This is a genomic window from Brevundimonas sp. LjRoot202, from assembly GCF_964253355.1.
GTDB lineage: Bacteria > Pseudomonadota > Alphaproteobacteria > Caulobacterales > Caulobacteraceae > Brevundimonas.
In genome coordinates this window covers 231981-256903 of record NZ_CAXUQW020000001.1, presented here as the reverse complement: position 1 = coordinate 256903, position 24923 = coordinate 231981, and the positions used below count along the sequence as shown (strand labels likewise).

Genomic DNA, 24923 nt, shown 5'->3' with positions numbered 1-24923 from the left:
CTTTGATCGATGGCCCAAGGCTCCTTCTCCGCCAAGATCAGCGATTGGGTTCGGGAGACGAAGGAGCGCCGCGACGCCGTCCACAAGGAGAGCGCCCAGCGGGTCGTTGAGATCATGCAGACCCCACGAGGTGCCGGCGGCCACATGAGGGTCGACACCGGCTTCCTCCGGGCCTCGCTGATCGCGACAACGGGCCAGTCCCTGCCCGCCACGACCGACAAGCCCGACGTGCCGACCGCCTTCTCGTACGACGCCGGCCAGATCAACCTCACCATCGCCGGCGCCGAGATCAGCCAGCCCCTGACGTTCGTCTATACGGCCAGCTACGCCCGCCCCCGTGAGTATGGGGCCCATGGCCAGCCCGGCGACCGCTTCGTCGCTCTGGCCGCCCAGCGTTGGCCTCAGGTCGTCACCCAGGTCTGTGAAGAGGCCAAAGCCCGCACCGGAGGCTGAGCATGGCCCTTGCCGCTGATGTCGCGAAAGCCCTGCTGGACCGGGCCACGTCCCTGACCCACGGTTCACCGGTCATGAAGAAGGCGATGCCGGACGTGACCTTCACGCCGGAGACCGGCCAACCCTACTTCCGCGTCGACCACTTCCCCAACGCTCCTTTCTGGGCCGGGCTCGCAAACGGCCGGATCGATCAAGGTCTGCTGCAGATCACGGTCGTCTGGCCCAAGGGCCTCGGCATCATCAAGGCCAGCGCCGCCGTCGACGCAGTCAAGGCACACTTTCCGAAGGCGCTGCTGCTCACCGAAGGCACGGCCCGCGTCAAGATCGGTGAGGCGTGGCACTCCAGCCCTCTCCCTGGCGACGCCTGGACCGACACGCCCGTCACCATCCCCTGGAAGGCTTCCTAGCCTTCAGGTCGCCCTATCCCGCGTGGGCTGCGGATCCGTCACAAAAAGGAGGCCTCTATGGCCATTGGAACCAGTGAGGGTTCGACCGTCTATATCGGCCCCGTCACCGACGGCGACGACATCGCCACCCTTGGACTGCTGACCTACGTCGAGATCGGCAGCGTCGAGAGCATCGGCGAGTTCGGCCCGCAAAAGCAGGACGTCACCTTCGTCCCGCTGAAGGGGCCCAGCGTCCAGCACCTCGGCGGCGCCGTCGACAACGGAATGCTCCCGATCGTCTACGCCCACGACCCGCTGGACCCCGGCCAGATCGCCCTTCGCGCGGCCGCGGCGACCAAGTTCGAATACGCCGTCAAGATCGTGCTCAGCGACGAAGCCGACGACAACGACACCCCGACCACCTTCTACGCGCGTGGCCCGGTCTTCGGGAACCGCATGAACGTCGGCGGCGCCAATGACGTCCGCAAGCGGACCTCGAACGTGGGCCTCAATGCCTTCTTCGAAGATGCCGGCGCCGCCGTCGCCTGATCTGCATCCCTCCAAACTCTAACGCCGCGGGTCGCGCCCCGGCGTCCTTTTGACAGGACATCCCATGGACTTCGCCGATCTCGACACAGCCGGGCTTGCCAACGAAGGGGCCGTAATGCCCGTGCACAGCCCCTCCGGCCAGCCTGTGACCCAGGACGATGGGTCGCCCGTCACACTCACCCTCTTGGGCGACGACAGCGACGCTCTGGTGAAGTTCGACCGCATCACCACCAACCAGCACCTAAGGGGCGGCCAGACCATCACCGCCGAGCTGTCGGAGGCGAAGCACATCAACCGCCTTGCCCGGGCCTGCGTCGGCTGGTCCGGCGTCATCCTCGACGGCAAGCCGCTCGACCACTCGGAGGAGAACGCCAAGATCCTCTTCAAGCGGTTCCGTTGGCTCCGGCAACAGGCGTCGCTCTTCATCTCCGATAGGGCAAATTTCTTGAAGGCCTCGCCGCAGACCTGATCGTCTACGCCGAGGCCGTCGCCGCAGAGGTCCCGGACAGGAAACTGCCGCCGTTCCCGGAAGCCTTGATCCACATCTGGCAAGACTTCCGGGAGCTCCGCCCGACCAAGCTCGTGGGCATGTCGGCCCAGCAAATCACTTGGGCCGAGATCGAAGCTTTTGACGCCGCCACCTTCGCCGGATTGTCGGCGTGGGAGAAGCGCCTGATCCGCCGGCTGGATGACGCCTTCGAGGCAGCCCGGCCGGGGAACGCTCCGAAGAAGCCCGCCAGCATCGCCGACACGAGGGCTGCGCTTAGGGCGCAGATCGCTGCCCGGACGGCCAAGGCACAAGCCAAGGGAGGCCAACCATCACCGACCTAGCCACCCTCGGCATCCGCATTGAAGGCCAAGAGGTCGTCACCGCCGACGCCCAACTGGACGGGTTCGCCGCCGCCGCGGTGAAGGCCGAAACCGCGACCGAGAAGCTGGCCGCCGCGGCGCGCGGAAACGGCGCGGCGATGATGACGATGAACACGGCCATGCGCCAGCAGCGCCGGGCGTTAGATGCCGTGAGGGGCGCGACCGGCCTCACCAGCCATGAGACCCTAAATCTCGGGCGCCAGTTTGCCGATGTCGGAGTTAGCCTCGCCTCCGGGCAAGCGATCTGGATGGTCGCCATTCAGCAGGGCGCGCAGATCGGAGAAGTATTCGCGGAGGCGCGCAATCGCGGCATCGGCCTGTCGGCTGCTCTCCAAAGCCTTCGGGCGACCGCCGTCTCGACCGGCGCCGCCGTCTGGACCGCCCTCGCTCCCTTGCTGCCCATTATTGCCGCCATCGCTGCAGCCGCGGGAACGGTGGCCATCGGCTGGGGGCTGGCCACCCGCTCGCTCCGAAACGACATCGGCGACCTGACCGACGGCATGAACCTGACCGAGGCGCAGATGAAGCGGCTCAAGGAAGAGGGCGTTAGCACCTCCGTCACGGCCGGGGACGCCTTCCGGGGCCTCGGCACTACCATCAAGGAAGTGCTGGTCGAGAACTTCGGCACCCAGATCGACTGGATGACCAACGCCTGGACGACGGCCATGGACTTCCTCACGGAGGTGGGGAGCATCGCGGTCGCCGGCATCGGCGCCGCTTTCGTCGGCACCTACCGCGCGATCATCAACACTTGGCAGAGGATGCCGGCCGCTCTTGGCGACATCGCTATTCAGGTGGTCAACGGCGTCGCGAAGGGTCTGGACTGGATTGTCCAGAAATCGGTTGGCGCCATCAACGACCTGATCGGCGGTGTCCGCTTCCTCGCTGCGATCAACCCGTCGTTCGCTTGGGCCAGAGGGCTGGGCGACATCTCCGCCGGCCGGATCGGGGGCATGGACAACCCATACGCTGGATCGGCGGCCGCCTTGGACCGGACCAACGCCGCCGGGTATGTCGACGCCTACCGGGACGTGCGGAGCGGTCTAGCGGCAGGCATGGACCGTTGGCGTGAAAACACAGCCGCCAGCGGCCGTGCCCGGGTCAGAGCAGCGGCCGGAGAGGCGGACACCGATGGAGGCGGTCGGGCCGCTCGCAACGCCCGGGCAGCGCGGGAGGAACTCACCCGCATTGCAGCTATCGATTTCGCCCCCTTGACCACCAGGATGGAGCATCTGGTGGACCCTCTGCAGATCATCGCCGATGAACTGCGCCTGATCGACGACCTGGCCAAGGACACCGCCCAGGGCCTTGCGTCGGCGTTCGGTGAGAGCGGGCGGGCGCTCGGCGACCTGCTAACCGCCATGTCCGGCTATCAGTCCCGCCTCGCGGAGATCGACCTGGCGGAGCGGGAATACCGGCTGAACGCGGTACAGGCCGACCGCGAACGCGCCCAAGCCCAGATGCAGAACTACGGCGACATGGCCTCCGCTGCGCGCGGGTTCTTCGCCGAGGGGTCGGACGGCTACCGGGTACTTCTGGCCATCGAGCAAGCCTACCGGCTCCAGCAGATGATGGGGATGGTTCAGGCCATGGCCATGGGCCAGACCGAAACCGCTTCGTCAGTCGCCAACTCGGCCGCCCGGGGCGCGGCATCCATGGCCGCCGGCGCTGCGAAGATGTTCGAAGCACTCGGCCCGTGGGCGTTCCCGGCTGTCGCGGCCATGATCGGCCTACTGGCGGGCCTTGGTCTCAGGGGTGGCGGCGGCGGCAGCCGTGGGGCGTCGACCGCGGCAACAACCGACAATGCGCCCGAAGCCACGACAGCCGCTGTACGGGCCCAGAGTGCGGTGCAAGGCCAGGCGCAGTCCGCCGCCCTGTCGGGGATGGCTCGGACGATCGACGTCAGGGTCACGGCCGACAAGGACGGCATTCACGCCTACATCGCCGGAACTGCCCGGAAAGAGGCTGTCGGCGTCGCCATCCCGTTGGCCGCAGCCACCGCCGCCGGGACCAAGCGCGACACCTTGGCCACACTCAGTGACCAGCAGGCCGGCAACCGCAGGATCACCAGCTGATGCCCATCGTCCTGCCGACCAGCCCGGAGCCGTGCGCGCCCTACGGGGGGCCCAGGATTGTAAGCCTGCGGAACGACGTCACCTCGCTGATCGGAGGCAACCGCCAGAGAAATCAGCGGAAGGGCGATCACTACCGGGTCCGGTTCCAGATGCCGCCCCTGTCCTATGGCGAGGCTTTGGAGTGGCGCTCGCTCCTCTCGGCTGGCGACACCGTCGTCATGACCCTGCCGCAGCCGGGGGTGGACCCAGACCCGGTCGGAACCCCATTGGTCAACGGGGCTGATCAGCTCGGCACCACTCTCGTGGTCGACGGCCTCACCCCCCAGCTGGCCATCCGCAAGGGCCAGATGCTGTCGATCTTCACGAACGGCCGGTACTGGACCTATGGGATCGACGCCGATGTGATCGCGGACGCGGCCGGGGCGGCCACCCTCACGCTTGAGGTGATGATCCGGACCCTTCACGCCGACAACGACCCGATCGAGCTGGCCGAGCCGAAGATCGAAGGGTTCGCCAGTGTCGATGACGACTCCTGGACCTTGGACGAGAACGGCTACATCCGGCTGGCCTTCGAGATCGAAGAGCGCGGGTAGTGGACGCCCTTCTGATCGCCGAGCGGCGCAAGGCCGTATCGGTTCGCTGCATCCTCGTCCGGATCGATGCTCCTGACGGCCCGATCTGCTGGACGGACGGCGGCATCGTTGCCTTCGACGCCGGGGCCGGGAGTGAATGGTATTGGGGCGAGCATCCGACCTACGGCCTGTTGTCCTCGGTCTCCGGGGTCGCCAACGGCGCCGGCGATCAGACGACCCGGCCGAGTCTCAGCATTCTGCCGAGGGATGACACGGCCGCCGAAGTGCTCGGCTCGCCTCTGATCCAAGGCTCTGCGGTCGGCATCTGGTCCGGTGCGATCGCACGGACGACCGGCCTTCTCGTCGGAGCCCCGAAGCTCGAGTTCACAGGCCAGGTCGATCAGCCCGCCGTGAGCGCCGGCCAGTCCCTCGACATGACGATGCAGTTGATCACTGACGGGGCACTGCAGAAGGAAGCGAACGCCGACTACCGCCAGAACCATGTGGCCCACACCCGGGCCTGGCCGGGGGAGATGGGCTACGCGAACGTCACCCTTGCCCCGCAGGCGACCCGCACGATGGAGTGGCGGACGTGAGGACCAAGGGGGAGCGTCGCCGGGACGCCGTAGAGGCATGCAGGAAGCGGTTCGTCGGCAAGTCCTACGACCCGAAGGCGAACCGGGACTGCGTGCGTCTGGCCAGCCACGCCGCGCGCCAGATGGGCCACCGCATCAGCATCCTGAAGGGGCTCAAGTACTCGACCGAAGCCGGCGCTCTGAAGGTGCTACGCAAGCTCGGGTTCAAGGATCTGATCGAAGCCGTCGACGCGAGCGGCCTTGAGCGAATCGCCCCCGCCATGGCCATGCAGGCCGACATCCTCGCCTTCCCGTCTGAGGATGCCTTCGGCTGCTGCCTCTACGTCTACGCCGGGAACGGCAAGGCGCACGGCTACATGGACGGGCATGGGGTCGGAGTGACCGTCACCCTTCATCAGCCCGCAATCGCCGCCTGGAGGCTCTGATGGGCAAGGCGATCAAGACCATCGGCACCGCGATCCTGATCGTCGGGGCCGCCGTCGCCACCGGCGGCGCGAGCTTGGCCCTCAGCGCCGGCGTCGGCCTGGGTGGCGCGGCCTCGCTGGCCGGAGGGACCCTCCTGACCGTCGGCGGGTTCAGCGTCTCCGCAACGACCCTGATCGCCACCGGCGCGCTGCTGCAGGCGACCTCCGCCGTCCAGCCCGACGTCAAACCGTCCAGCAGCAACGTCGAATGGACGGCCGACCCGAATGCCCCGAACCGCTTCCCCTTCGGCCGGGTCGGCGGGGCCGGGAACATCATCCACAACGCCACCTACGGCCCGGACAAGATGTACGTCGGCTTCGTCGGGGTCATGGCCGCATCGGGGCCTATCAACGGATGGGTCGGGTTCAAGGCAGACGGGCTGTCACCATCGTTCGACGCCAACGGCAAGGCGATCACGACCGACTACGCCAACGAGATGTGGCTCGACCGCCTGAACGGTGACCAGCCAGCGAGCCGCGCCCTCGCCTCGCCTACTGGCCTGAAGAACAGCGCCACGATGCCCCGCTGGGGGAGCAGCTATAAGCTCTCCGGCAAGGCGGCGTACATGTACACGCTGTCGGAGAACTCGAAGTTCACGGCCTACGAAGGCAAGGTCCCGACCGGCGTCCACACGATCGAAGGGCTGTTCTGCTACGACCCTCGGCTCGACAGCACCTATCCCGGTGGGTCCGGCGCCTGCCGGCTCGATGATCCGACGACCTGGCCCTACACGACGAACGCGTACATCCACGCCCTGAGTTGGGCGATCGGTCGATGGGAAGGTCTGACGGCGGGCGCGGCCGGGGCGCCCTACGCCTCGATGAAGGTCGGCGGCATCGGGGCCCGGGCTGACAGCATCGACATGGCCTCCTACGTCGAAGCCGCCAACATCTTCGACGACAATGGCTGGGCCTGCTCTGCCTATCCAGACGCTGACCAGTCCAAGGCCGCCGTCCTCGACAGCTTCCTGCAAGCCGGCGGCGGCATCTACGCGGAGCGCCAGGGCCGGATCAGCTGCCTGCATCGTGCGGCGCCGAGGTCCAGCGTTGTCACAGTCACCGCCGACGATACCGCGGGCACGGTCGAGTACGACTGCACGACCTCGCTGCTGGATCGCATCAACACGATCCGGCCGGAGTTCTGGTCGGAGGCCAACGACTGGCAGATGGCCCCGACGGCGGAAGTCACCTCGTCCGTCTGGCGCGAGGAAGACGGCCAAGGGGTAGAGGTCACCCGGTCGAAGGGCATCACCTACAACTACGTCCCCGGGTCGAAGCAGGCACGGGAACTGGCGGCCCTTCAGATCGCGCACACCCGCGAGGGCATCCGGGGCACGGCCCCGCTGCGCCACTATCTCGACCTGGAGGTCGGTGACTGCTTCGAATGGGACGTGCCGGAAGCCGTCCTGAACGGGCTGAAGTGCATCGTCCTCAACGTCGACCCCGACCTCGAGAACGACATCCTCAACGTCACCTTCGTGTCCGAGACGGACGGCAAATACCCGTTCGCGTTCGGCCAGACCGATGACCCTCCTCCGGCGCCCGCCATCGACGCACTCGATCTCACCGTCGCTCCACCGGAGACCGGCGACTGGATCGCCGTCGCTGGAACCATCACCGGGGATGACGGGTCCGAGGCGCCGGCCATCGTGATAACCGGCGCAGTGGCCAACGACACGGCCGACCAGGCGCTGTTCTGGTACCGTCGGTCGGGCGCCACCGACTGGCTTCCCGCCGGCGTCGAGAGCCCCGAGATCATCGCCAAGCAAATCGCTGGCCTGACCAATGGGGACTGGGAAACGGGCGTTTCGTATCGCCGGGGACGGCGGTCCTCAACGATCACCGTGCTGGCGCCGGTAGCAATAGGCGGAGCCAAGGCCTCGACCTTCGTGGACCAGGGCGCTCTGGCGGTCCTGGACCAAACCGACACGCCCCAGATCAGCCCGAACGCCGTCACCAACTATGCGGCCTCGTACACCGACGGGACGCTAGCCCTGAGCGGGACCAGCTTCGTCACGATCCAGACTGTGACCTTCACGACGACGGGCGGGCCGCTGGAGATCAAAGCGAACTTCTTCCTGAACATCCACCACCCGACGGTGGGGGGCATTTCCGCGCGGGTCCGCATCGTTCAGTCCCTGCCCTTCGGCGGGAACCTGTTCGATCAGACCTTCGCCGCCATCGCGGATGACTTCCTTCAGGGTTGGCAGACACCGACGATCCATGTGACGCCAGCGGCCGGCACCTACACCTATGACGTGATCGTCTCGCTGAGCGTCGCTGGCGCGGCGGTCGAGACCGTGCAGTCGCGGCTCCTGAGCGTGCAGGAGTTCAAGCGGTGACGGCCAGCGCGATCATCATCGACCCCACGACCGGCGTCATCAAGCGCAAGGTCATGTCCAGCCCGACCATGCTGGCGGTTCAGGTTGGAGCGGGCGAGGCCCTGTTCGCCCTCGTCGAGGACGACGGGCAGGTCATCGCTGACGACTATCTCGGCATCACCGAAGCGGGCGAGTGGGCTGCGAAGCCTGGGGCGCCCGAGGGCCTGACGGTCCCCGCCGCAGAACTCCAGTACGTCGCCGTCTGAGCGGACGCCTCACCGCCTGACCAGCACAGAGAGACTTCAATGATCCAAACAGGAACGCGGCCGCTCGTGGCCCTGCGCTGGCAGGCGTTCAAGCACACCATCGACCTGGTCGGCTACGACCTCACAGGGGGGACGTTCGCCGCCCAGATGCGGCTCTACCGTGACGCGCCCGGCGCCCCGCTGATCTCGCTGGCCAACTCGGTCTCCCCGGCCGAGGGCATCTCGGTCACCGTCGCGACTACGGACGGCATCCCGACGTCGACGATTGAGATGCGCATCAACGAAGTGACCATCGAGGGGGTCTTGCCCTTCACGGTGGCCGCCGGGGTTCCGAACCGTAAGGCCGGAAGCGATGTCGAGCTGGTTTGGGACATCCACGTCACTGCGACCGGCCTGCCCAAGACCCGGCTCCTCGAGGGGCCCTTCACGATCCGAGCCGGGAGCACGCAGTAATGGCCGACACCATCGTTCAGGTCGTTGACGGCCGGACCGTCGTCACGATCGAAGGCTCGGACCTGCTGGCTCCGCTGGTCACGGCCGCCGACGCCGCCAAGACAGCCGCCGAAAACGCCCGCGACATCGCCGTCTCCTCGGTCGCCAATGTCTACCCCTATCGGACGTTGCCGATGGCGAGCAGTCCGCTCCTCAAGGTTCTGCGGACCGAGATCTACGACTCGCTCAATGGGGTGGCGATCACCCTGCCGGCGAACTTCCAGGTGCGCGAGATCGCCCGCGATGCGACCAGCGGCGGTCGGTTCCGTCTGCGCTACGCCAGCTATGACGGCGTCAGCACCTACACGCCGATCCTGCGCGAACAGGGGAACGGCACCTACCTTCCGATGAACGTCGGGACCTGGACGGGTCTGGTCTGGATCAACCTCTACACCCTCGACACCTCGCTCGGGGTGCCTGCGGGTACGATCGTCGGCCGGGCGCTTGTGGACTTCGGGACCGGCGCCACCTTCGGCACATACACCAGCACGTACACCTACGCGCAGGGCGGGCTCTACGCCGACCGCTCGCAGATCAGCCCGATCCTTGAGAACGACATCGGGGAGGTGATCCGCACCAAGGCTCTGCTCGCGCCAGGCGCGCTGAAACCCTTCGCCGATGGGACCGTGCTGACGGACGCCCTTCGTCTCCGGGTCCGGGAGATTTTCGTCTTCAACACGATTGAGGGGAATGAAATCTCCCTCCCCACTGTCGTGATTGACGTCAACGGCCTGAAGAAGCGTCTGCGCCTTGAGGTGCGAGATAACGTCCTGGGCAAGGTCATCTGTTCGGACACTCGATCGTCGGCGGACGGCGCGACCGTTGCCGAGTTCGTCGCCGCCCTGCCGGAATGGATCGTCCTGACAGACTTCCAAGTGGCGAGCGCCGATAAACGATCAGCGACGGCGCATATCCGGTTGGACCTGACGGGCATCACAGACGTCCTCTCCAACATCGGCGCGACCACAGCCGTCATCCACCAGGACAACATCTTCACGGCGGATCGGCAGGGCGATTACCTCAGCGATCACCGCGCGGAAACCGTCGTCAAGGTGGGCGTCGGTCAGGCGTACACCACTGTCGATGCCGCCCAGGCCGCAATCTACTCCAGCGCCTTGGCCGATACGAACGTCAACGGGCTGCCCGTCAGTGATGCCGCCAGCTATCAACGTCGGGTCCGCATCTTCCTGACCGACGAGGCGGAATACCTCGTATCTGGCGACAAAACTAAGCTGGCCGACTTCGTCGAGCTCGACGGCGTACCGGGGGCCACCCTGAAGTGTCTCGCGCCTGCCACCTCCGGCGCCATCGACGCCATCGGGACGCACAAGCTCAGGAACGTGAAGATCAAGTCCGGCTCGCCGCTGAAATACGCCCTCCATATGGACGAGTCCCAACAGTCGGTTCGCGACGCCGGGCAGTTCGCCCGCCGGCGCAAGCTCATTGACGGGTTGTCGTTGGAGAACCCGGAGGGCAGCACGACGCAGGTCTTGGGCGGGGGCATCTCCTCCTGGGAGGAGTGGATCATCAACGGCCTCTCGGCCGTCAACCTGAACCCGGCAGCGACGGCCGCGGCGATCGGCATCCACAACAGCGGCATCCGGGCTGTCGTTCCCACCTCGCGGGCGAGCCTCTACGGCGCCTCGGTGCTGTTTATGGGGGCGTCTTCGCCCAACATTCTGGGCCTGGACCTCTACTCCATCGCTGAGGGGCCGATTAATACCGCGAACCTAGTCGGCTGCGGTTTCCGGTCCATCCGGATCGGCTGCAACATCGCGGACGCCGATGCGCCGGCGAGAGCCGCCGACCGTTACGTCTGGAATGCGGTCGGCCGCCATGACGCGCCGATCTACTTCAGCGACGACCAGACCCAACCCGTGCTCCAGACCACGGCGGGCCAGACCCCCTCGGGCGACGCCGCTGCGCTCATCTTCGGCGTCGTCGACGAGCTGGGCCGAGGCGATCAGTGGATCAAGACCGGAACCATCCGCAGTCTCGGCGCGAGGCTGGGCGATTGTTCCAGCGTCAGCAAAACCCTGACCATCGGAGCGCAGTCGCACGTCTTCAACACGAACCTGACGGCGGTGGCGAACACGACGATCATCGCCGCCATCAACGCTTCGATCACGACCCATCCGGTGAGCGAGGTCGACATCCAGAGCGAATACATCGCGCCCTGCACCCCGCAAGCCCGGATGACGAACGGCAGCGGTGTGACCATCCCGAAGGGTCGCTTCGTTAAGCGCACGGGCGCCAGCACCGTCGCGCTCGCCCAGCCAGGAGACGCGATCTACGGCTGGACGTGGCGCGATATCCTGAACGGCAATGTCGGCGTGATCGCCACCACCCGATCGATCCACCAGTCGTACATCGAGAATGCGGCCTCGGCCTCCGGGCAATGGGGCCTGGCCGCGGACGGCGAGCTCGACTTCGCGGCCGTCAGCAAGGTCGGCGTGGTCGCGGGCAGCATCGTCGACGTCTGGTAGCGCCGGCCTCGGGCACCGACCGGATCCAACCTCTCGCCCTGTTTCCAGCTTCAGGAGCCGCCATGTCAGCAGGCGACGAGATCAACATGCTTCCGTGGCTCTCGCTCGGACTGGCCATTCTGGTCCAGACCGGGGTTGTGGCCTTCTTCGGCGGCAAGCTGGCCCAGCGCATGACCTCCGCTGAAAAGCGCCTGACGGAACAGGACTCGAAGATCGAGAAGAAGATCGGCGACCAAACCGCGTTGCTTATCACCGTTGCTGAGATGGGCGCCGAACAGAAACACACCACCAAGGCGCTTGAGAAGCTCGCTCGCGAGATGGAGGGCGCTCACCGGCAACTGGCCAATATCGCTACCGACCGCATCGGTGTCGGGGGAGAGCTTAGATGACCTGGCCCATCGTGATCCGCATCCCACCCCTTCCGCAGACCACCACCCTGTTGGCGCTCGGCTTCCTGGCCGGCTGTCTGCTGTTCACCCCGATGATCGCCCTCGTCGGACCTCACATCCCGCCGGACTTCCGCGACGCCGTGATGACCATGGCGGGCCTGTTCAAGGACGGCATGCTGCTGATCCTCGGCTTCTACTTCGCCAAGGTCGTGAACGCCGGCCAGCAGGACATGGCGAACAAGGCGATCGAAGCCGCCGCCGCTTCGCCCGCGAAGCCTGACGCCTAGGCGTCCACCACCCCTGACAATCCGGAGGCCCCATGCTCGACGCCCGTCGACTGCAAACGAACCTGGCTGTCGCAGTGGACGGCGACATCGGCCCGAACACGCTACGAGCCCTCTTCGCTAGGTTCGGCGCCAGCCCTTCCATCGCTGGGGAGCTCGGCATGGCGGCCAACGTCCACTTCCGCACCTACGGGATCCTCGACAGTGGATTGCGTCTCGCTCACTTCATGGGGCAGTGCGCCCATGAGAGCGGCTCCTTCCGGTACATGGAGGAGATCGCCAGCGGCGCGGCCTACGAGGGCCGGCTCAACCTCGGCAACACCCAGCCGGGTGACGGGAAGCGGTACAAGGGCCGGGGCCCGATCCAGCTGACCGGCCGCACGAATTATCGCCGTTTCGGTCGGCAGATCGGCATAGACCTCGAGGCGCACCCGGAGATCGTCGCCTTCCCGTCCGTCGGCCTACTCTGCGCCTGCATCTACTGGGACAGCCGGGCCCTGAACGAGCGAGCAGACCGAGACGATCTGCTGGCCATCACCAAGGCGATCAACGGTGGGACCAATGGCCTTGAAGACCGAAAGGTCCAGACCGCGAAAGCCAAGGGGATCATCCTTTGACGCCCCAGCGCCAGCTGATCGTGAACCACGACGAAGCGCGTGGACAGTACGGCGACTGTTTCCGGGCTGGCGTCGCCAGCATCCTCGACGTGCCGATCACCGAGGTTCCGCATCGCTACCCCGACCGCGAGTCGTGGGAACGCTACAACAACGGCGAGCAGCACGAATGGCGCCCCGGCGATCCGATTGTGGACTGGCTGGCGACGCGCGGTCAGCGGCTTCTCATGCGCCGGATCAACGGTGAATGGACGTTGGCCGAGGTGCTGGCCGAGATCGCCTATTACAGCCCCGGCGTCCACTGGATCATCGGCGGCAATAGCCGTTCCGGCCACGGCCACGTCTGCGTTGCCCGCGACCATGAAATCGTCTGGGACCCGCACCCCTCGAACGGCAAGCACCTGACGCCATCGCGGATGGTGGAGTGCGATCACCCATACTGGTTCGGCTACTTCATCGGAGCGCTCGTATGAACTTCCGCATCTTCGACCCATCCCGCTGGGCCATCCTTGGGGCCGTCGTCCTGCTGCTGATCCTGGCCGTGTTCGTCATCGGCCGGTGCACCCGGGGGGATGACCTGAAGCAGGCCAAGGGCGACGCCGCGCTCGCCGACGGCCGCACCACCTCAGCCGTCGAGGCCATCACCCAGATCGGCGAACTCGGGCAACGCGCCGACGCCACAGACGCCCAAGTGAAGGAGGCTCAAGATGCCATTCGCCAAGCCGACCCTGCTGACCGCGATCGCGTGTTCCGTCATCGCGTCTGCCTCATGCAGCACCGTCCCGGCTGTGACCGGCTGCTCGGAGTTGGCGCGGGGAGTGCTGCTGACCCCGACGCCTCACGCTGAGATCGGCAATAGCGGCGACCCGGCGCTCGACGCCCAGACATACGCCGTGGCGGAGACGGGCCAGCTGAACAAGGCGAACGACGACAAGGCGACCGGCTTCGCGATCATCAACGGCTGCGAGGCGAGGGACGCACAGATCAGGGCGCACCTCGACCGGCCTTGGTATCGACGATTACTGCCTGGCTAGACCGGGAAGGGTGCGATTTCGCACCCATATTGCACCCATCCAGCGCCCTTTGAGGCGTTCGAGGCCCCTCGTCGCGTCGGCGGCGGGGGCCTTTCTGCTGTCAGGAGGGCTGGACACTCGCCGGCCGCAACGCGAGTTCTCCGCGCTCGATCAGCGCCTTGCCGATCTCGATAGCCGCGGCCGGCGTCATGACCGTCGCGACGACAGATCCTTCGCGCTTCTCGTAGTCTTCGCGGTCGGTGGCGATCTCCAGCTCCAGGGCTACGGCGCCGTCGACGATGCCGGCGGTGAAGCCGATCAGCGGATGGAGCGGCGCACCTTCCTCGTCGGTCACGTGATTTGCTAGGTCGTCCGTACGAATTTGGGCAAGTGCGACCAGTACTCGTCTACGCCTTCGCTCGCACTGTCGCGGTCAAGGGCGCTCTCATCGAACCGCTTGCTGAGCAGCAGAAACGGAACAGCCATAACGATCGACAAGGAAACGATAAGCTCAGCGATGGGAGACATGATCGGGTGGCTCGCGAGCCCGATTTTCCGGGTCAGCGCCCGGATTTCGAGATACGCGCCACGGACCTCGTGCCCCGCATGGCGAAGCTCGTCGAAGCGCTCATCGTTCTTCCCGGTGCCGAGATCGATCCATACTAGGAACGGGAGCAGCGGCAGCACAACGAACATGAGGGAGCAGTTGCAGGGGAAGGGGTTCGCGAGCTTGCGCTCGACATCAGCCCGCAGGCCAGCCGGCACATCAATACGCGCGAGGAATCGTTCCCCCTTTTCGGCAAGAACCAGACGTGAACGTTGAACGGCGCGCGAGGCGCTGCGCTGGACGAAAGCAGCGCCGACGAGGCCTGAGAGAATGCCGAGAGGAATAAGGTCGACGAACGTCATGACTTCCACATCATTTCCGAGCGCGCCCTTTTTGAGGCGCGGGGGGTCGCGCATTCTGGCGCGCCTGTTCGTACTCTGCTTTTTGACGGGCCAATTCGACCTTGGTCAAGTGTGCCTGCCATCTCCAGACCGTGAACGCGAACACCATCAGGCCAAAGAGAATGGGGTTTGCTGCGACCCATTCCAAGGTGAAGCGGTAACACCGCTCCCACCACAAGAACAGCTTGTCCCAGACGTCGGCGGTCCCTTCGACTCTGATCTCGCCGGCCTTGCTTTTGGCCTCGACGGACAGGTGTCCGGGCTCCGCCACGGTAGCGGTAGTCAAATCGGCCCCCTCCCACAGCGGCGATACTGACCCCCTGATAGAACATGGTTCAGTCCTTTGGCGAGTCGGTTAAGCGGTTCCTACCCGAGATTGTTCCTAAAGGCAGCGCCAGGCCGCGATGAAGGGGCATTCCACCCCGCTCCTCAGCCTCGTCGGGCGGGTCTTGCTTGCCGCCGCGCTGGACGATCGTCAGGGCCCCGTCCGGCAGCGGCCGCTGCAGCGCCTTCGCCTCGTCCCACGGAGCCCGCATCCAGACGTCGCGCTCTTCCTCCGTCGTAAGGGTCACCGGCATGGCCTTGGGGTGGAACTGGCGCACCTCGGCGTTGGCGTCCGTCGTCAAAAAGCCGAACGTCTCCATCTCCTCCCAGCCCTTGCTGATCTTCCTGACGCAGGCGTGGGGTGTCCAGACGCCAGCGAAGAACGCCAGCGGCCGATCTGCGGCCAAGGCGAACCATACCGATGGCCCGCGCTCGACCTGATCCGGTTCGTTGAAGGCGGTGAAGGGAACCAGGCAGCGGTTCCCCGGGCCCAGCCATGGGAACCAGTGACGGCTCTCGGTCCGGCGGATATTGGTCGTTCCGCCGTCCGGCTCCATGCGCAGCAGTTCGGCGAAGTCCACTTCCTTGCCCTTGGCCCGCAGCTTGTCTGCCCGCTTCGTGGCCGCGTCCATCACGGCCTTGCGGCTACTCGGCATGCCCCATCGAGCCATCGCCAATTCCCGGTCGCCGGCAGCGTTGGTCCGGATGATCGGCGCCGAGTAGTCGGGGAATATCCCCGGCAGCGGGGGGAAGTTGCCGAAGTCGGAGGTCATGGCCCGGACCATCTCGCGTATGCCGGCCTGATGCTTCGACAGGGAGTAGAGGTTACACATCGCCGGCGCGCCATCCGATCAGCTGGTTGGTCAGATCGGAAGCCCGCTCGCGTACGGGGCCGGCAACCTCCGCCTCGCCGACATCGGCCAGCCAGCGCCCGAAGGCCTCTTCGTCCATGACCGCAAGCCGCGGCGCAAGTTCATCCCAAGCCGCATTGAGGGCCGCGAGGTCATCGCTCCCGACACCGGAACGGCCGCCGGCGCGAAGCAACAGGGAGACCGCCTCGCGGTCTGTCGGGGTGTCCTGAAATTCGGGCGCTCGGATCATGACAGGACCCTACACAGGCCCTCGCGAAAGTGGAGTCAGCAACGAGGCCCGAGGAGCGGTAGGCTGAACAGCATTTCGCTAGGAGCGGTCTTGGCTAGACGTTTCCATGGGGCGGTTAAGGCCTCCGTCGCTCCCGTCGAGCAGCTTTCGGACCGCTTCGAGGACCTGGTCCGCCCGAAAGGGCTTGGCCAACACAGCGTCCGCGCCCAAACGGCGCGCGAGGTCGAGAACGCTAGCGGCGCCCAGCAGCCCGCCTCCAGAGATTGCGAGAATTTTCACCGCGGGTGAACGCTCCCGCATCTTCATGATGGTTTCCAAGCCTTCCCGATTGGGCATGAGGATATCCGTCACGACAACGGCGGGAGTTGATTGGTCGAACTTGGTGAGGGCTACCTCGCCGTCCTTAGCGACAGTCACTCGACAGCCCGCGAAATGGAACCGTCGAGCCAGCGCCCGGAGCAGATCGTCGTCGTCGTCAACAATAAGTACAGCCGCGTCGACGAGCGGGTCAGGGATCAGTTTCATAAGTGCTTCTTCGTGAGGTGCGGGTGCCCTTAGACAGCTCTGTGTGAACGGCTCATATACGACCAAGGTTAAACGTGGCTGCGAGCAGTTCGGCTCGGGCGGCGGGTCTCACATTTTCGGAACTGGTCCGGGCGCAGACCTTCCCTCCTACCGCTTCGCCGTCATCGCAATGACCGTCTGGGCCCCGGGTGGGTCCAGATAGAAGGTGACCCGACCGATGCACCCAACCCGCCGGCAACGGGGCTTCGCGCCCCACAGGCAATATCGGGGCCCCGCCGTCTGGGCGATGCGCTCCAGGTCCGCCTTAAGCCGAAGACCGCATACATCGCAGTCGGCATAGACGGGCCAGCCGTTCGACAGAACCTGCCGCACGGTCAGGCTACCCTGTCGCCAGTCGTCGTCGGTGAAGCGGTCGCGATTGCGGGAGCCCATCTCAGGTGCCTGGCTTCAGGACGGGGATGCTCTCGTGCATCCCGTCAGCGTCGCGCTCAACGGGGGCGTAGATGTAGAGCTTTGCCCGGCCGCCGCAGACCGGCTGACGTCCGTTCAGGCCTCGGCTGGCGCAGCGAAGGCGCCGCTCTGTGTCGCGCAGGGGCAGATCGCCGGCAGCCCCCAAGGCCGCCAGATCGAGGCCGCTGATATGCCGACATCGCTGGCATTGAGCAGATACGCGGACGCCGTCGTTTACCTGCGACGGCCGGAACCAGAATCGTTCGGGCATAGGTCAGTGGGCGACAGAGGTCCGCAGGCCGAGACGACGCAGCTGCAGGCTGGCCGACATCCGTTCAACCGATCCCGGCGCGGCCGCTTCGATCTCCCGCAGGATCGCCATCACCCCTGCCCGGCCGTCTGCGCTGTCGAGCTCCAGGCCCTCAAGAAGTCGGGCCAGGCTGGCTGCTTTTTCGGCATCTCTCATGGGCGTGCTCGCTCAGGGAAGTTGATCAGCTGGCCGGTGGCGCCAGTGCAGAAATCGGCCCAGGCCGCCATCAGGGCCCGGCGCTTCTCCAGCGCGGTCGACCTCCGATAGGCCCGCTCGGCCTTGTCTCCGATTTGGTGGGACAGAGCCTCTTCGATCGTCTCCCGGGCGTAGGTTGTGCAGTCGCCGGCCCAGTCCCGGAACGATGACCGAAAGCCGTGGACGGTGGCCCCCTCGATGCCGTTGGTTCGGAGCACCTTGGACAGGCTCATGTCGCTCAGCTGGCCGTTCCAGCCGGCGAAGATGATCCCCTTGCGCGCCTCTGATGGTATGCGCTCGAGCACTGCCAGAGCCGCGGCGGAAAGCGGCTCCTGGTGCTCGCGCCCGCCCTTCATCCGCTCGGCCGGAATGGTCCAGACGCCGCCCTTGATCTCATCCCATGTGGCGCCGCGGACTTCGCCCGAACGCTTGGCGGTCAGGATCAGGAAGCGAAGGGCCAAGGCCGAGATGCTCTGCCGGCCGGCAAGTAGCGTTATGAGCGCCGGCACCTCCGCATAGGGCATCGCATCGAAGTGGCCTTTGTTCCGGTCGGCCTTGGGGAGCAGCGCCGACAGATGGCCCTTCCAGCGGGCCGGGTTCTCCCCTGCCCTCAGACCGCGGACCTTGGCCGCGTCCAGCACTCGTTCAATCCGCGACCGGACCCGTGTGGCTGTCTCCGCCTTGGCTGACCAGATCGGCTTGAGCGCTTCCAGCACCATCTCGGTGTCGACCGTCGCGACGTCGGCATTCCAGATCGCCGGAGCATGCTGTTGAAGGGACGCCTCCCACTGGCCCCGCTGCTTCTCGGATCGCCAGCTGGGCTCCAGCGTGTCCATCAGGTCAGCCGCGACGGCAGAGAACAGACGCGAGACCGGGGGTATGGCGTCAGCCTTCCTCTTGGCTATCGGGTCCAGTCCGTCGCGCAGCAAAACCCGAGCATCGTCGGCGGCCTTGCGCGCCTCCCCCAGGCCAACATCCTCCAGAGAACCGAGGCCCATTTCCCGGCGCCGGCCCTGCAGATGGAAGATGAAAACCCATCGCCGGGCGCCAGTCTGATCGATGCGCGCGTACAGTCCCTGACCGTCGGCATGAAGCCCCGGTTCGCGCAGGGCGGCGACGCCCCGGCTGGTCAGTCTGTTGATCGCTCGCGCCACTCTGGCCTCCGTGAACGGAAGGAGAACATAGAGCAACGTCATAATCGGTCGCCACCCTAAGCCCGCCCTAAGTTCCGCCCTAAGATCGAGCGTCGGCTTCCGGCGAACCGGTGCGAACTGTGGCGCACGGAAAGGCCCGCTGTCAGGGCTCTGGCTGGATTGTCTGTGGACTGTGGCGAACCCCAGCGAAGGGGCATCTGGCGGAGACGGAGGGATTCGAACCCTCGGTACCCCTTACAGGGTACGACGATTTAGCAAACCGTTGCCTTCAGCCACTCGGCCACGTCTCCGGCAGGCGGCGTGGATAGCGGAGCGCGCGGGCGGGCGCAACGGGTCTTGGCGAGAGGTCCGGGGCGGACCAACGTTAACGTGGCAGTGAGGGGGGCCGTGCATGGTGGCGGCGAACCCGCCGAAGCGAGCCGAGATTGACCGACGCCGTCACCCGCCTTTCGTTCGACGTCGATCCGGCTCCGGCCGGCGGACAAGACGCGTCCGGGCTGCGGCGGATGGCGGCGGAGACATCCCTCGGCCGGCGCGGCGAAGCGAGGACCACCGGGACGCCGCGGCGCGGCCCCTTCCGGCCCGAGGTCTGGCTGAACGCGCGGGAGCGGCACGCCTCGCGGCTGGCGGCCCACTATTTCCGGGCTTTCGACGTACTGACCGTGACGGCCGTAACGCTGCTGTGCGCCTGGGCCACGACGCCGGGACCGCTGCTGCATGCCGACGCGGCGCAGTTGGCCCCGTTCGGCCTCGGGGCGCTGACGGTGCTGGGGCTGATGCGGTCGTTGGGCCGTTACCGGTTCGCGCGCGGGCAGAAGACGTCGCTGCATCTGGCCTCGGTGGCCGGCGTGGTGGCGGCCGGCGCCGGCGCGGCCATGGCGTCCGGCTGGGCCCTTCAGGGCGCCGATGCGCAGTGGTCGGCGTGGCTGGTGTGGAGCGGGCTCGTGCTGGTCAGCCTCTACGCCCTGCACATGGGCTGGAGCGACATGGTGGGGCGCTGGCGGGCGTCGGGCGCGCTGACCCCGAACATCGTGCTGGTCGGGGCGACCCGGCGGGCCGAGGCGTTGATCCGCGACGCGCTGAAGCGGCGCGACCTCAATGTGCTGGGAATCTTCGACGACCGGCTGGCGCGCTCGCCCGGGGCCGTCGAGGGCGTTCCCGTGCTGGGCACGGCGGACGACCTGCTGACCCACAGGATGACGCCCTATGTCGACCGGGTGGTGCTGGCCATCGATCCAAGGGCCGAGACGCGGGTGCGCGAGCTGACCGCCCGGCTGCGGACCCTGCCCAACGAGGTGACCCTGTTGGTCGAGCCCAACGGCGAGGCCGAGACACGGTCGGCGCTGGACCGGCTGGCGGCGGCGCCGCTCGCCGACGTGCAGGGGCCGGTCGATCGCGACCGCCGCGCCTTCAACAAGCGGCTGCAGGACATGGTCATCGGCCTGATCGCCCTGGTCTTGCTGGCCCCGGTCATGGCGCTGATCGCGCTGGTTATCCGCATCGACAGCCCGGGGCCGATCTTCTTCCGTCAGCGTCGCCACGGCTTCAACCACGAGGAGATCGTGGTGTGGAAATTCCGCTCGATGAAGCAGGAGGCGGCCGACGCGACGGCCAGCCGTCAGGTGACGCACGACGACGACCGGGTTACCCGGGTCGGGCGCTTTATCCGCAAGACCAGCCTCGACGAACTGCCGCAGCTGCTCAACGTGATCACCGGCGAGATGTCTCTGGTCGGGCCCCGGCCGCACGCCATCGGCATGAAGACCGGCCACGTCGAGAGCGCACGCCTCGTCGCCGAATACGCCCATCGCCACCGTATCAAGCCGGGCATGACCGGCTGGGCGGCCGTCAATGGGTCGCGCGGGCCGCTGCATACCGCCCAGGACGTGCGCACCCGGGTGCGGCTGGACATCGAATACGTCGAGCGTCAGTCGCTGTGGATGGATCTGTGGATCATGGCCATCACCGTGCCGGTCCTGCTCGGCGACCGGGCCGCGGTGCGATGACCGGGAGCGCCTGAATGTTCTGGCGGGGGGTCTGGGGATATCTGCCGGCCAACATCGTCCAGGGGGTGGTCGGCTTCCTGGCGATCGTGCTGTTCACGCGCCTGCTGAGTCCCGAGGACTTCGGCCGCTACGCCCTCGCCTTCTCGGTCATGACTCTGGCGCATGTGGCGGTGTTCAGCTGGCTGGAAGCGGCGATGGCGCGGTTCTGGGCCGCGCAGGAGCCCGGCGCCGCGACGCAGGGGCATTTCGCCTCGCTCTACCGGACGGCCTTCGCCCTGAGCGCCCTCTTCCTCTTGATCACCGGCCTGTCGATATGGATCTGGCCGGGCGATCCGCTGTTCCGCATCGCGCTGGCGGCCGGTCTGGCCGGGGTGCCGGCTCGCAGCCTGGTCAAGCTGGCCCAGGAGCGCTACCGCGCCGCCGGCGAGGTGGGCAAGGCGGCGGGACTGGACATCGCCGTGACCATCGGCGGCCTCGCCATTGGCGTCGGTTTCGCCCTCGCCGGATGGGGCGGCGCGGCGCCGCTGCTGGGCATCGGGCTGGCCCCGCTGGCCGCCCTCCCCTTCGTGCTGCCGGGCGAGCTCGCGCAGGCGCGCGGCGGCGGCTTCGAGCGGGCCCGGGTCCGCGGCTACGCCCTGTACGGCTATCCCATCGCGGCGTCGCTGGCGCTGACCGTGGTCCTGTCGTCGACCGACCGGTTCCTGCTGGCGGCCTTCATGGACGAGGCGGCGGTGGGCGCCTATCACGCCGGCTATTCGATCGCCAACCGGACCCTGGACGTGCTGTTCCTGTGGCTGGGATCGGCGGGACAGCCGGCGTTGATCATGGCTTTGGAGCGCGGCGGGCTGGACCGGCTGAAGGCCGCCGCCCGCGAGCAGCTGTCGACCTTCCTGCTGATCGGCCTGCCGGCGGCGGCGGGCGTGGCGCTGGTGGCGCGGCCGCTGTCCGAGGTGCTGATCGGCGAGGAGCTGCGGGTCGCGGCGGCCAGCGTGACGCCGTGGATCGCCCTGTCGGCCCTGCTCTACGGGCTGACCGCCTATTATTTCGGACAGGCCTTCACGCTCGGGAAGAAGACGAAACATCTGCTGGCGGCCATGGCCATTCCGGCGGGGATGAACGTCGTGCTGAACCTGGTGCTGGTGCCCCGCTTCGGCCTGATGGGCGCGGCCTGGGCGACGGCGGCGAGCTTCGGCCTCGGGCTCGTGGCGACGCAGGTGATCGGACGCCGGGTCATGGCCCTGCCGATCCCATGGGACAGCCTGGCCCGCTGCGGCGTGGCGACGGGGGCGATGGCCTTGGCGGTGGCGCGGCTGCCGGCCATCGGCGGGTTCGCCGAACTGATGCTGGACGCCTCGGTCGGCGGGGCGGTCTATGCGGCGGCGGCCCTGACCCTGAACGCGGCGGGCGTGCGCGACGTAGCGATGCGGCTGCTGGGGCAGATTCGCGACCGGAGGGCGACGGCATGAAGGCGCGGGCGAAAGTCATCGACAACGCCGCATGGAAGACCGCCAGGCCGGCCCTGTCGGTCCTGACCCCCTTCCTGCGCGACGATCCCGGCGACCTGCTGGCCCTGCTCGACGAAGAGGCAGCCTCGGTCGGCGGCGCGGTCGAGGTCATCGTGCTCGACGACGGCACCGGCGATGCGGCGCTGACGGCGCGGCTGACGACGCAGATCAAGGGCATGGCCCTGCCCGCCCGGCTGATCACCCTGCCCGCCAATGAGGGTCGCTCGATCGGCCGCAACCGGCTGGCGGCGGCCGCGCGTGGCGGCAGCCTGCTGTTCCTCGACAGCGACATGCGCCCGGATCACCGACGGTTCCTGCGCGACTGGGCCGAGCTGGTGGCGCGCGAGGATCCGGCCGTGGCGTTCGGCGGCTTTTCGCTGCTGCAGGCTCCGACCGACGCCCGCTTCGCCGTGCACCGGGCGATGGCGGCGAAATCCGAGTGCGTGCCCTATGACGAGCGGGCCAGGCAGCCCGAGAAATACGTCTACACCTCAAACCTGCTGGTCCGCCGCGATGTGTTCGAGGCCGAGGCCTTCGACGCCGGATTCACCGGCTGGGGCTGGGAGGACGTGGAGTGGGCCATGCGCGTGTCGCGCCGGTTCCGCGTCGTGCACCTCGACAACGCCGCCACCCACATGGGCTTGGACACGGTCGCCTCCCTGGCCGGCAAGTACGAGCAATCAGCGCCCAATTTCGCCCGCATGGCGCATCGCCACCCCGAGATCGTCGCGGCCTATCCGAGCTACAAGGCGGCGAAGCTGCTCAAGCGCCTGCCCGGCCTGTCGTGGCTGCGCGGCGGGATGCGCGGAGCGGCGGAGGCGGGCTGGCTGCCGGTGGCGGCGCGGGCCTTCTCGCTGCGCCTGTATCGCGCCGCCCTCTATGCGGAGGCGGTGTGATGGCGGACGTGGCGATCATCGTACCGACCCTGCGGCGGCCGGACAGTCTCGAGCGGGCCCTGCGCTCGCTGTTCGCCCAGGAGCGCGTCGGCGACCGGGTGTCGGAGATCGTCGTCGTCGACAACGATCCGGCCGGGTCGGCCCGGGAAGGCGTCGAGGCGCTGCGGCCGTTCGCGCCATGGCCGCTGGTCTATGTGCACGCGCGCCGACCCGGCGTGGCCACCGCGCGCAACGCCGGACTGGCCGCGACCCGGGCGCCGCTGATCGCCTTCCTCGATGACGACGAAGCGGCGGCGCCCGCCTGGCTGGCCGCCTTGCTGAAGGCGCAGGAAGCCACGGGCGCGGACGCCGTGTTCGGGCCCATCACCGGCCGCGCGCCGGAAGCCAGGCCCTGGTTGAAACCCTATCTGGAGCGGTTCTTCGGCCGCGACGGCCCTGAGCGGACGGGTCTGATCGAGACTCCCTTCGGCTGTGGCAACTCGCTGATGCTGCGGGCCACCGCCCTGCCCGGCGCCGCGCCGTTCGACGCCGCGTCGGACCAGGCCGGCGGTGAGGACGACGCCCTGTTCGCGGCGCTTCGAGCCCGCGGCGGTCAGTTCGGCTGGGCGGCGGAGGCCATGGTCGAGGAGTTCGCGCCGGCACACCGGGCGACGCTGAGATACGCGCTCGCCCGCGCCTTCGCCTATGGACAGGGGCCGAGCCAGACGGCGGCGGCGAGCCGTGACTGGCCGGCGGTGCTGCGTTGGATGGTCATCGGCGCGGGACAGGCCGTGGTGTGGGGGGCCGGCGCGGCCTTCTTCACCCTGATCCGCAGCCCCAGGCGGGCGGAGCTATACGACCGCACCGCCCGCGGCGTCGGCAAACTGTTCTGGATGAAGGGCTTCGAACCGCACTTCTATGGCGCGCGCGAACTGGCGCGGCTGGAGGCGGTGAAGGTCTAGCCCGTCAGGCGTTTCAGGAAGGATGGAGGCTTGTAGGTCGAGCGGTTGACCACGACGCCGGCGATCTTGCCGCCGGCCGCCTCTATCTCGTCACGCAGGATCAGCGGATCGCCCGCCTCCGTGCTCTCGGCGGCGACCACCAGCACGGTGGCGTCGACGAACGGCGCGAGCGTGATGGCCATGGAGTTGCGGTCCGCGGCGGGGCTGTCGATCACCACCGTGTCGGCGTGCTTGCGCAGAACGTCCCAGTAGCGGGGGTCGGCGAGCGCCTCGGCCCGCTGACCCGAGCGCAGGTGCTCGGCCGCGAACCGGGTCACCCACAGCCGGCCGCCGAGGCACGGCCGGGCCGTCATCAACCGGGCCGGGTGCACCGGCTTGCCCGCCCGATCGGTGATCCGCGGCGTGACGGCGAAGAAGATGGAGCCGTCGGGCGTGGCCATCGCGGCCCTGCCGAGGGCGCCGAAGCGGTCGGGCGCGGCGGCCACCCCCTCCAGCTGACCTTGCTGCGCCAGGTCGGCGTCGATCAGCCAGACCGGGCGGCGGGCGCGGACGGCGGCGAGGCGGGCGTATTCGCGCGCCACGGTCGAAACCCCTTCGCCCGAATTGGCGGCGGCGATCTGGACCACGCGGCCGCGATGGCCCGGCGCTGGACCCAGCGCCGCCCACAGGGCCGCCATTTCGGATGTCAGATCGACCATCGAATCGTTTACGCGCCCCCCGGCCACGGCCCCCAAGCTA

General features: G+C 67.5%; 32 protein-coding genes and 1 tRNA gene. 23 read left to right on the top strand and 10 right to left on the bottom strand.

From position 1 onward, the window contains the following. Positions 1-9: 9 nt before the first annotated feature. The 19 genes from ACSQ1L_RS01395 (at position 10) to ACSQ1L_RS01305 (ending at position 13851) form a co-directional block, all read left to right on the top strand. Positions 10-453 (top strand): hypothetical protein, encoded by a 444-nt coding sequence (locus ACSQ1L_RS01395; protein ID WP_435991227.1) that lies wholly within the window; start codon positions 10-12, stop codon positions 451-453. Positions 454-455: 2 nt separating this feature from the next. Then, a complete protein-coding gene (locus ACSQ1L_RS01390) occupies positions 456-860 on the top strand; it encodes a phage tail terminator-like protein (RefSeq protein ID WP_435991226.1) in 405 nt (134 codons plus the stop codon). A gap of 57 nt (positions 861-917) precedes the next feature. Next, complete coding sequence (locus ACSQ1L_RS01385; RefSeq protein ID WP_435991224.1) at positions 918-1388, top strand: hypothetical protein; 471 nt, start codon at positions 918-920, stop codon at positions 1386-1388. 64 nt (positions 1389-1452) lie between these two features. Continuing rightward, positions 1453-1857 (top strand): hypothetical protein, encoded by a 405-nt coding sequence (locus ACSQ1L_RS01380; protein ID WP_435991222.1) that lies wholly within the window; start codon positions 1453-1455, stop codon positions 1855-1857. Next, entirely contained in the window at positions 1854-2219 is a 366-nt protein-coding gene (locus ACSQ1L_RS01375) for a phage tail assembly chaperone (RefSeq protein ID WP_435992483.1), read from the top strand. Before ACSQ1L_RS01380 ends, ACSQ1L_RS01375 begins: the two co-directional genes overlap by 4 nt. Before the next feature lie 77 nt (positions 2220-2296). Continuing rightward, positions 2297-4333: a phage tail length tape measure family protein gene (locus tag ACSQ1L_RS01370; protein ID WP_435991220.1), complete on the top strand. Its 2037-nt coding sequence runs from the start codon at positions 2297-2299 to the stop codon at positions 4331-4333. Continuing rightward, the gene (locus tag ACSQ1L_RS01365; protein ID WP_435991218.1) at positions 4333-4926 is read left to right on the top strand and encodes a hypothetical protein; all 594 of its coding nucleotides are present in this window, start codon (positions 4333-4335) and stop codon (positions 4924-4926) included. Before ACSQ1L_RS01370 ends, ACSQ1L_RS01365 begins: the two co-directional genes overlap by 1 nt. Next, entirely contained in the window at positions 4926-5501 is a 576-nt protein-coding gene (locus ACSQ1L_RS01360; RefSeq protein WP_435991216.1) for a hypothetical protein, read from the top strand. The genes ACSQ1L_RS01365 and ACSQ1L_RS01360 overlap by 1 nt, the downstream gene beginning before the upstream one ends. Beyond that, a complete protein-coding gene (locus ACSQ1L_RS01355) occupies positions 5498-5926 on the top strand; it encodes a DUF6950 family protein (RefSeq protein WP_435991214.1) in 429 nt (142 codons plus the stop codon). The genes ACSQ1L_RS01360 and ACSQ1L_RS01355 overlap by 4 nt, the downstream gene beginning before the upstream one ends. After that, entirely contained in the window at positions 5926-8307 is a 2382-nt protein-coding gene (locus tag ACSQ1L_RS01350; RefSeq protein ID WP_435991212.1) for a phage tail protein, read from the top strand. The genes ACSQ1L_RS01355 and ACSQ1L_RS01350 overlap by 1 nt, the downstream gene beginning before the upstream one ends. Further along, a complete protein-coding gene (locus tag ACSQ1L_RS01345; RefSeq protein WP_435991210.1) occupies positions 8304-8552 on the top strand; it encodes a hypothetical protein in 249 nt (82 codons plus the stop codon). Before ACSQ1L_RS01350 ends, ACSQ1L_RS01345 begins: the two co-directional genes overlap by 4 nt. 39 nt (positions 8553-8591) lie before the next feature. Further along, entirely contained in the window at positions 8592-9005 is a 414-nt protein-coding gene (locus tag ACSQ1L_RS01340; RefSeq protein WP_435991208.1) for a hypothetical protein, read from the top strand. Continuing rightward, the gene (locus tag ACSQ1L_RS01335; protein ID WP_435991206.1) at positions 9005-11530 is read left to right on the top strand and encodes a hypothetical protein; all 2526 of its coding nucleotides are present in this window, start codon (positions 9005-9007) and stop codon (positions 11528-11530) included. The genes ACSQ1L_RS01340 and ACSQ1L_RS01335 overlap by 1 nt, the downstream gene beginning before the upstream one ends. 62 nt (positions 11531-11592) lie before the next feature. Then, on the top strand, positions 11593-11919 hold the full coding sequence (locus tag ACSQ1L_RS01330) for a hypothetical protein (RefSeq protein WP_435991204.1): 327 nt from the start codon (positions 11593-11595) through the stop codon (positions 11917-11919). Then, positions 11916-12206 (top strand): hypothetical protein, encoded by a 291-nt coding sequence (locus tag ACSQ1L_RS01325; protein WP_435991202.1) that lies wholly within the window; start codon positions 11916-11918, stop codon positions 12204-12206. The genes ACSQ1L_RS01330 and ACSQ1L_RS01325 overlap by 4 nt, the downstream gene beginning before the upstream one ends. Positions 12207-12238: 32 nt before the next feature. Continuing rightward, complete coding sequence (locus ACSQ1L_RS01320; RefSeq protein ID WP_435991200.1) at positions 12239-12820, top strand: glycoside hydrolase family 19 protein; 582 nt, start codon at positions 12239-12241, stop codon at positions 12818-12820. Continuing rightward, positions 12817-13290: a hypothetical protein gene (locus tag ACSQ1L_RS01315; RefSeq protein WP_435991198.1), complete on the top strand. Its 474-nt coding sequence runs from the start codon at positions 12817-12819 to the stop codon at positions 13288-13290. Before ACSQ1L_RS01320 ends, ACSQ1L_RS01315 begins: the two co-directional genes overlap by 4 nt. Further along, the gene (locus ACSQ1L_RS01310; protein ID WP_435991196.1) at positions 13287-13664 is read left to right on the top strand and encodes a hypothetical protein; all 378 of its coding nucleotides are present in this window, start codon (positions 13287-13289) and stop codon (positions 13662-13664) included. The genes ACSQ1L_RS01315 and ACSQ1L_RS01310 overlap by 4 nt, the downstream gene beginning before the upstream one ends. Further along, complete coding sequence (locus tag ACSQ1L_RS01305; protein ID WP_435991194.1) at positions 13636-13851, top strand: hypothetical protein; 216 nt, start codon at positions 13636-13638, stop codon at positions 13849-13851. The genes ACSQ1L_RS01310 and ACSQ1L_RS01305 overlap by 29 nt, the downstream gene beginning before the upstream one ends. 100 nt (positions 13852-13951) lie before the next feature. Here ACSQ1L_RS01305 and ACSQ1L_RS01300 read toward each other — a convergent pair whose 3' ends face one another. From ACSQ1L_RS01300 to ACSQ1L_RS01260, 9 genes are all read right to left on the bottom strand, one after another. Beyond that, positions 13952-14185 (bottom strand): hypothetical protein, encoded by a 234-nt coding sequence (locus ACSQ1L_RS01300; RefSeq protein WP_435991192.1) that lies wholly within the window; start codon positions 14183-14185, stop codon positions 13952-13954. Positions 14186-14193: 8 nt separating this feature from the next. Further along, entirely contained in the window at positions 14194-14793 is a 600-nt protein-coding gene (locus ACSQ1L_RS01295) for a hypothetical protein (protein WP_435991190.1), read from the bottom strand. Next, complete coding sequence (locus ACSQ1L_RS01290; protein WP_435991188.1) at positions 14750-15064, bottom strand: hypothetical protein; 315 nt, start codon at positions 15062-15064, stop codon at positions 14750-14752. The genes ACSQ1L_RS01295 and ACSQ1L_RS01290 overlap by 44 nt, the downstream gene beginning before the upstream one ends. A gap of 49 nt (positions 15065-15113) precedes the next feature. After that, entirely contained in the window at positions 15114-15935 is an 822-nt protein-coding gene (locus ACSQ1L_RS01285) for an SOS response-associated peptidase (protein WP_435991186.1), read from the bottom strand. Continuing rightward, positions 15928-16203 carry a hypothetical protein gene (locus ACSQ1L_RS01280; protein ID WP_435991184.1) on the bottom strand — a complete coding sequence of 92 codons (276 nt, stop codon included), beginning with the start codon at positions 16201-16203 and terminating at the stop codon, positions 15928-15930. Before ACSQ1L_RS01280 ends, ACSQ1L_RS01285 begins: the two co-directional genes overlap by 8 nt. A gap of 78 nt (positions 16204-16281) precedes the next feature. After that, a complete protein-coding gene (locus ACSQ1L_RS01275) occupies positions 16282-16728 on the bottom strand; it encodes a response regulator (protein ID WP_435991182.1) in 447 nt (148 codons plus the stop codon). A gap of 724 nt (positions 16729-17452) precedes the next feature. Continuing rightward, entirely contained in the window at positions 17453-17644 is a 192-nt protein-coding gene (locus ACSQ1L_RS01270; protein WP_435991180.1) for a hypothetical protein, read from the bottom strand. Next, entirely contained in the window at positions 17641-18879 is a 1239-nt protein-coding gene (locus ACSQ1L_RS01265; RefSeq protein ID WP_435991178.1) for a tyrosine-type recombinase/integrase, read from the bottom strand. The genes ACSQ1L_RS01270 and ACSQ1L_RS01265 overlap by 4 nt, the downstream gene beginning before the upstream one ends. A gap of 156 nt (positions 18880-19035) precedes the next feature. Beyond that, positions 19036-19127 (bottom strand) — tRNA-Ser (locus ACSQ1L_RS01260). 135 nt (positions 19128-19262) lie between these two features. On the opposite strand from ACSQ1L_RS01260, the gene ACSQ1L_RS01255 reads away from it, so the two are divergent. Genes ACSQ1L_RS01255 through ACSQ1L_RS01240 form a run of 4 tightly spaced genes read left to right on the top strand, consistent with a single transcriptional unit; the run spans position 19263 to position 24185 of the window. Further along, entirely contained in the window at positions 19263-20843 is a 1581-nt protein-coding gene (locus tag ACSQ1L_RS01255) for an exopolysaccharide biosynthesis polyprenyl glycosylphosphotransferase (RefSeq protein WP_435991176.1), read from the top strand. A 14-nt stretch (positions 20844-20857) separates the two neighbouring features. Further along, positions 20858-22309 (top strand): lipopolysaccharide biosynthesis protein, encoded by a 1452-nt coding sequence (locus ACSQ1L_RS01250; RefSeq protein WP_435991174.1) that lies wholly within the window; start codon positions 20858-20860, stop codon positions 22307-22309. Further along, positions 22306-23244 (top strand): glycosyltransferase family 2 protein, encoded by a 939-nt coding sequence (locus ACSQ1L_RS01245; RefSeq protein ID WP_435991172.1) that lies wholly within the window; start codon positions 22306-22308, stop codon positions 23242-23244. The genes ACSQ1L_RS01250 and ACSQ1L_RS01245 overlap by 4 nt, the downstream gene beginning before the upstream one ends. After that, positions 23244-24185, top strand: a complete 942-nt coding sequence (locus ACSQ1L_RS01240; RefSeq protein WP_435991170.1) for a glycosyltransferase family 2 protein — start codon at positions 23244-23246, stop codon at positions 24183-24185. Before ACSQ1L_RS01245 ends, ACSQ1L_RS01240 begins: the two co-directional genes overlap by 1 nt. On the opposite strand, the gene ACSQ1L_RS01235 is transcribed toward ACSQ1L_RS01240, so the two are convergent. Further along, positions 24182-24883 (bottom strand): hfsB, encoded by a 702-nt coding sequence (locus tag ACSQ1L_RS01235; protein WP_435991168.1) that lies wholly within the window; start codon positions 24881-24883, stop codon positions 24182-24184. The two genes, ACSQ1L_RS01240 and ACSQ1L_RS01235, sit on opposite strands and share 4 nt — an antisense overlap. Positions 24884-24923 lie beyond the last annotated feature (40 nt).

Coding starts and splice junctions, on each gene's coding strand:
- ACSQ1L_RS01250 (WP_435991174.1), top strand. CDS start 20,858: ATGTTCTGGCGGGGGGTCTGGGGATATCTGCCGGCCAACATCGTCCAG.
- ACSQ1L_RS01265 (WP_435991178.1), bottom strand. CDS start 18,879: ATGACGTTGCTCTATGTTCTCCTTCCGTTCACGGAGGCCAGAGTGGCG.
- ACSQ1L_RS01385 (WP_435991224.1), top strand. CDS start 918: ATGGCCATTGGAACCAGTGAGGGTTCGACCGTCTATATCGGCCCCGTC.
- ACSQ1L_RS01285 (WP_435991186.1), bottom strand. CDS start 15,935: ATGTGTAACCTCTACTCCCTGTCGAAGCATCAGGCCGGCATACGCGAG.
- ACSQ1L_RS01280 (WP_435991184.1), bottom strand. CDS start 16,203: ATGATCCGAGCGCCCGAATTTCAGGACACCCCGACAGACCGCGAGGCG.
- ACSQ1L_RS01350 (WP_435991212.1), top strand. CDS start 5,926: ATGGGCAAGGCGATCAAGACCATCGGCACCGCGATCCTGATCGTCGGG.
- ACSQ1L_RS01320 (WP_435991200.1), top strand. CDS start 12,239: ATGCTCGACGCCCGTCGACTGCAAACGAACCTGGCTGTCGCAGTGGAC.
- ACSQ1L_RS01270 (WP_435991180.1), bottom strand. CDS start 17,644: ATGAGAGATGCCGAAAAAGCAGCCAGCCTGGCCCGACTTCTTGAGGGC.
- ACSQ1L_RS01235 (WP_435991168.1), bottom strand. CDS start 24,883: ATGGTCGATCTGACATCCGAAATGGCGGCCCTGTGGGCGGCGCTGGGT.
- ACSQ1L_RS01310 (WP_435991196.1), top strand. CDS start 13,287: ATGAACTTCCGCATCTTCGACCCATCCCGCTGGGCCATCCTTGGGGCC.
- ACSQ1L_RS01295 (WP_435991190.1), bottom strand. CDS start 14,793: ATGCGCGACCCCCCGCGCCTCAAAAAGGGCGCGCTCGGAAATGATGTG.
- ACSQ1L_RS01330 (WP_435991204.1), top strand. CDS start 11,593: ATGTCAGCAGGCGACGAGATCAACATGCTTCCGTGGCTCTCGCTCGGA.
- ACSQ1L_RS01395 (WP_435991227.1), top strand. CDS start 10: ATGGCCCAAGGCTCCTTCTCCGCCAAGATCAGCGATTGGGTTCGGGAG.
- ACSQ1L_RS01245 (WP_435991172.1), top strand. CDS start 22,306: ATGAAGGCGCGGGCGAAAGTCATCGACAACGCCGCATGGAAGACCGCC.
- ACSQ1L_RS01275 (WP_435991182.1), bottom strand. CDS start 16,728: ATGAAACTGATCCCTGACCCGCTCGTCGACGCGGCTGTACTTATTGTT.
- ACSQ1L_RS01335 (WP_435991206.1), top strand. CDS start 9,005: ATGGCCGACACCATCGTTCAGGTCGTTGACGGCCGGACCGTCGTCACG.
- ACSQ1L_RS01325 (WP_435991202.1), top strand. CDS start 11,916: ATGACCTGGCCCATCGTGATCCGCATCCCACCCCTTCCGCAGACCACC.
- ACSQ1L_RS01240 (WP_435991170.1), top strand. CDS start 23,244: ATGGCGGACGTGGCGATCATCGTACCGACCCTGCGGCGGCCGGACAGT.
- ACSQ1L_RS01390 (WP_435991226.1), top strand. CDS start 456: ATGGCCCTTGCCGCTGATGTCGCGAAAGCCCTGCTGGACCGGGCCACG.
- ACSQ1L_RS01380 (WP_435991222.1), top strand. CDS start 1,453: ATGGACTTCGCCGATCTCGACACAGCCGGGCTTGCCAACGAAGGGGCC.
- ACSQ1L_RS01365 (WP_435991218.1), top strand. CDS start 4,333: ATGCCCATCGTCCTGCCGACCAGCCCGGAGCCGTGCGCGCCCTACGGG.
- ACSQ1L_RS01340 (WP_435991208.1), top strand. CDS start 8,592: ATGATCCAAACAGGAACGCGGCCGCTCGTGGCCCTGCGCTGGCAGGCG.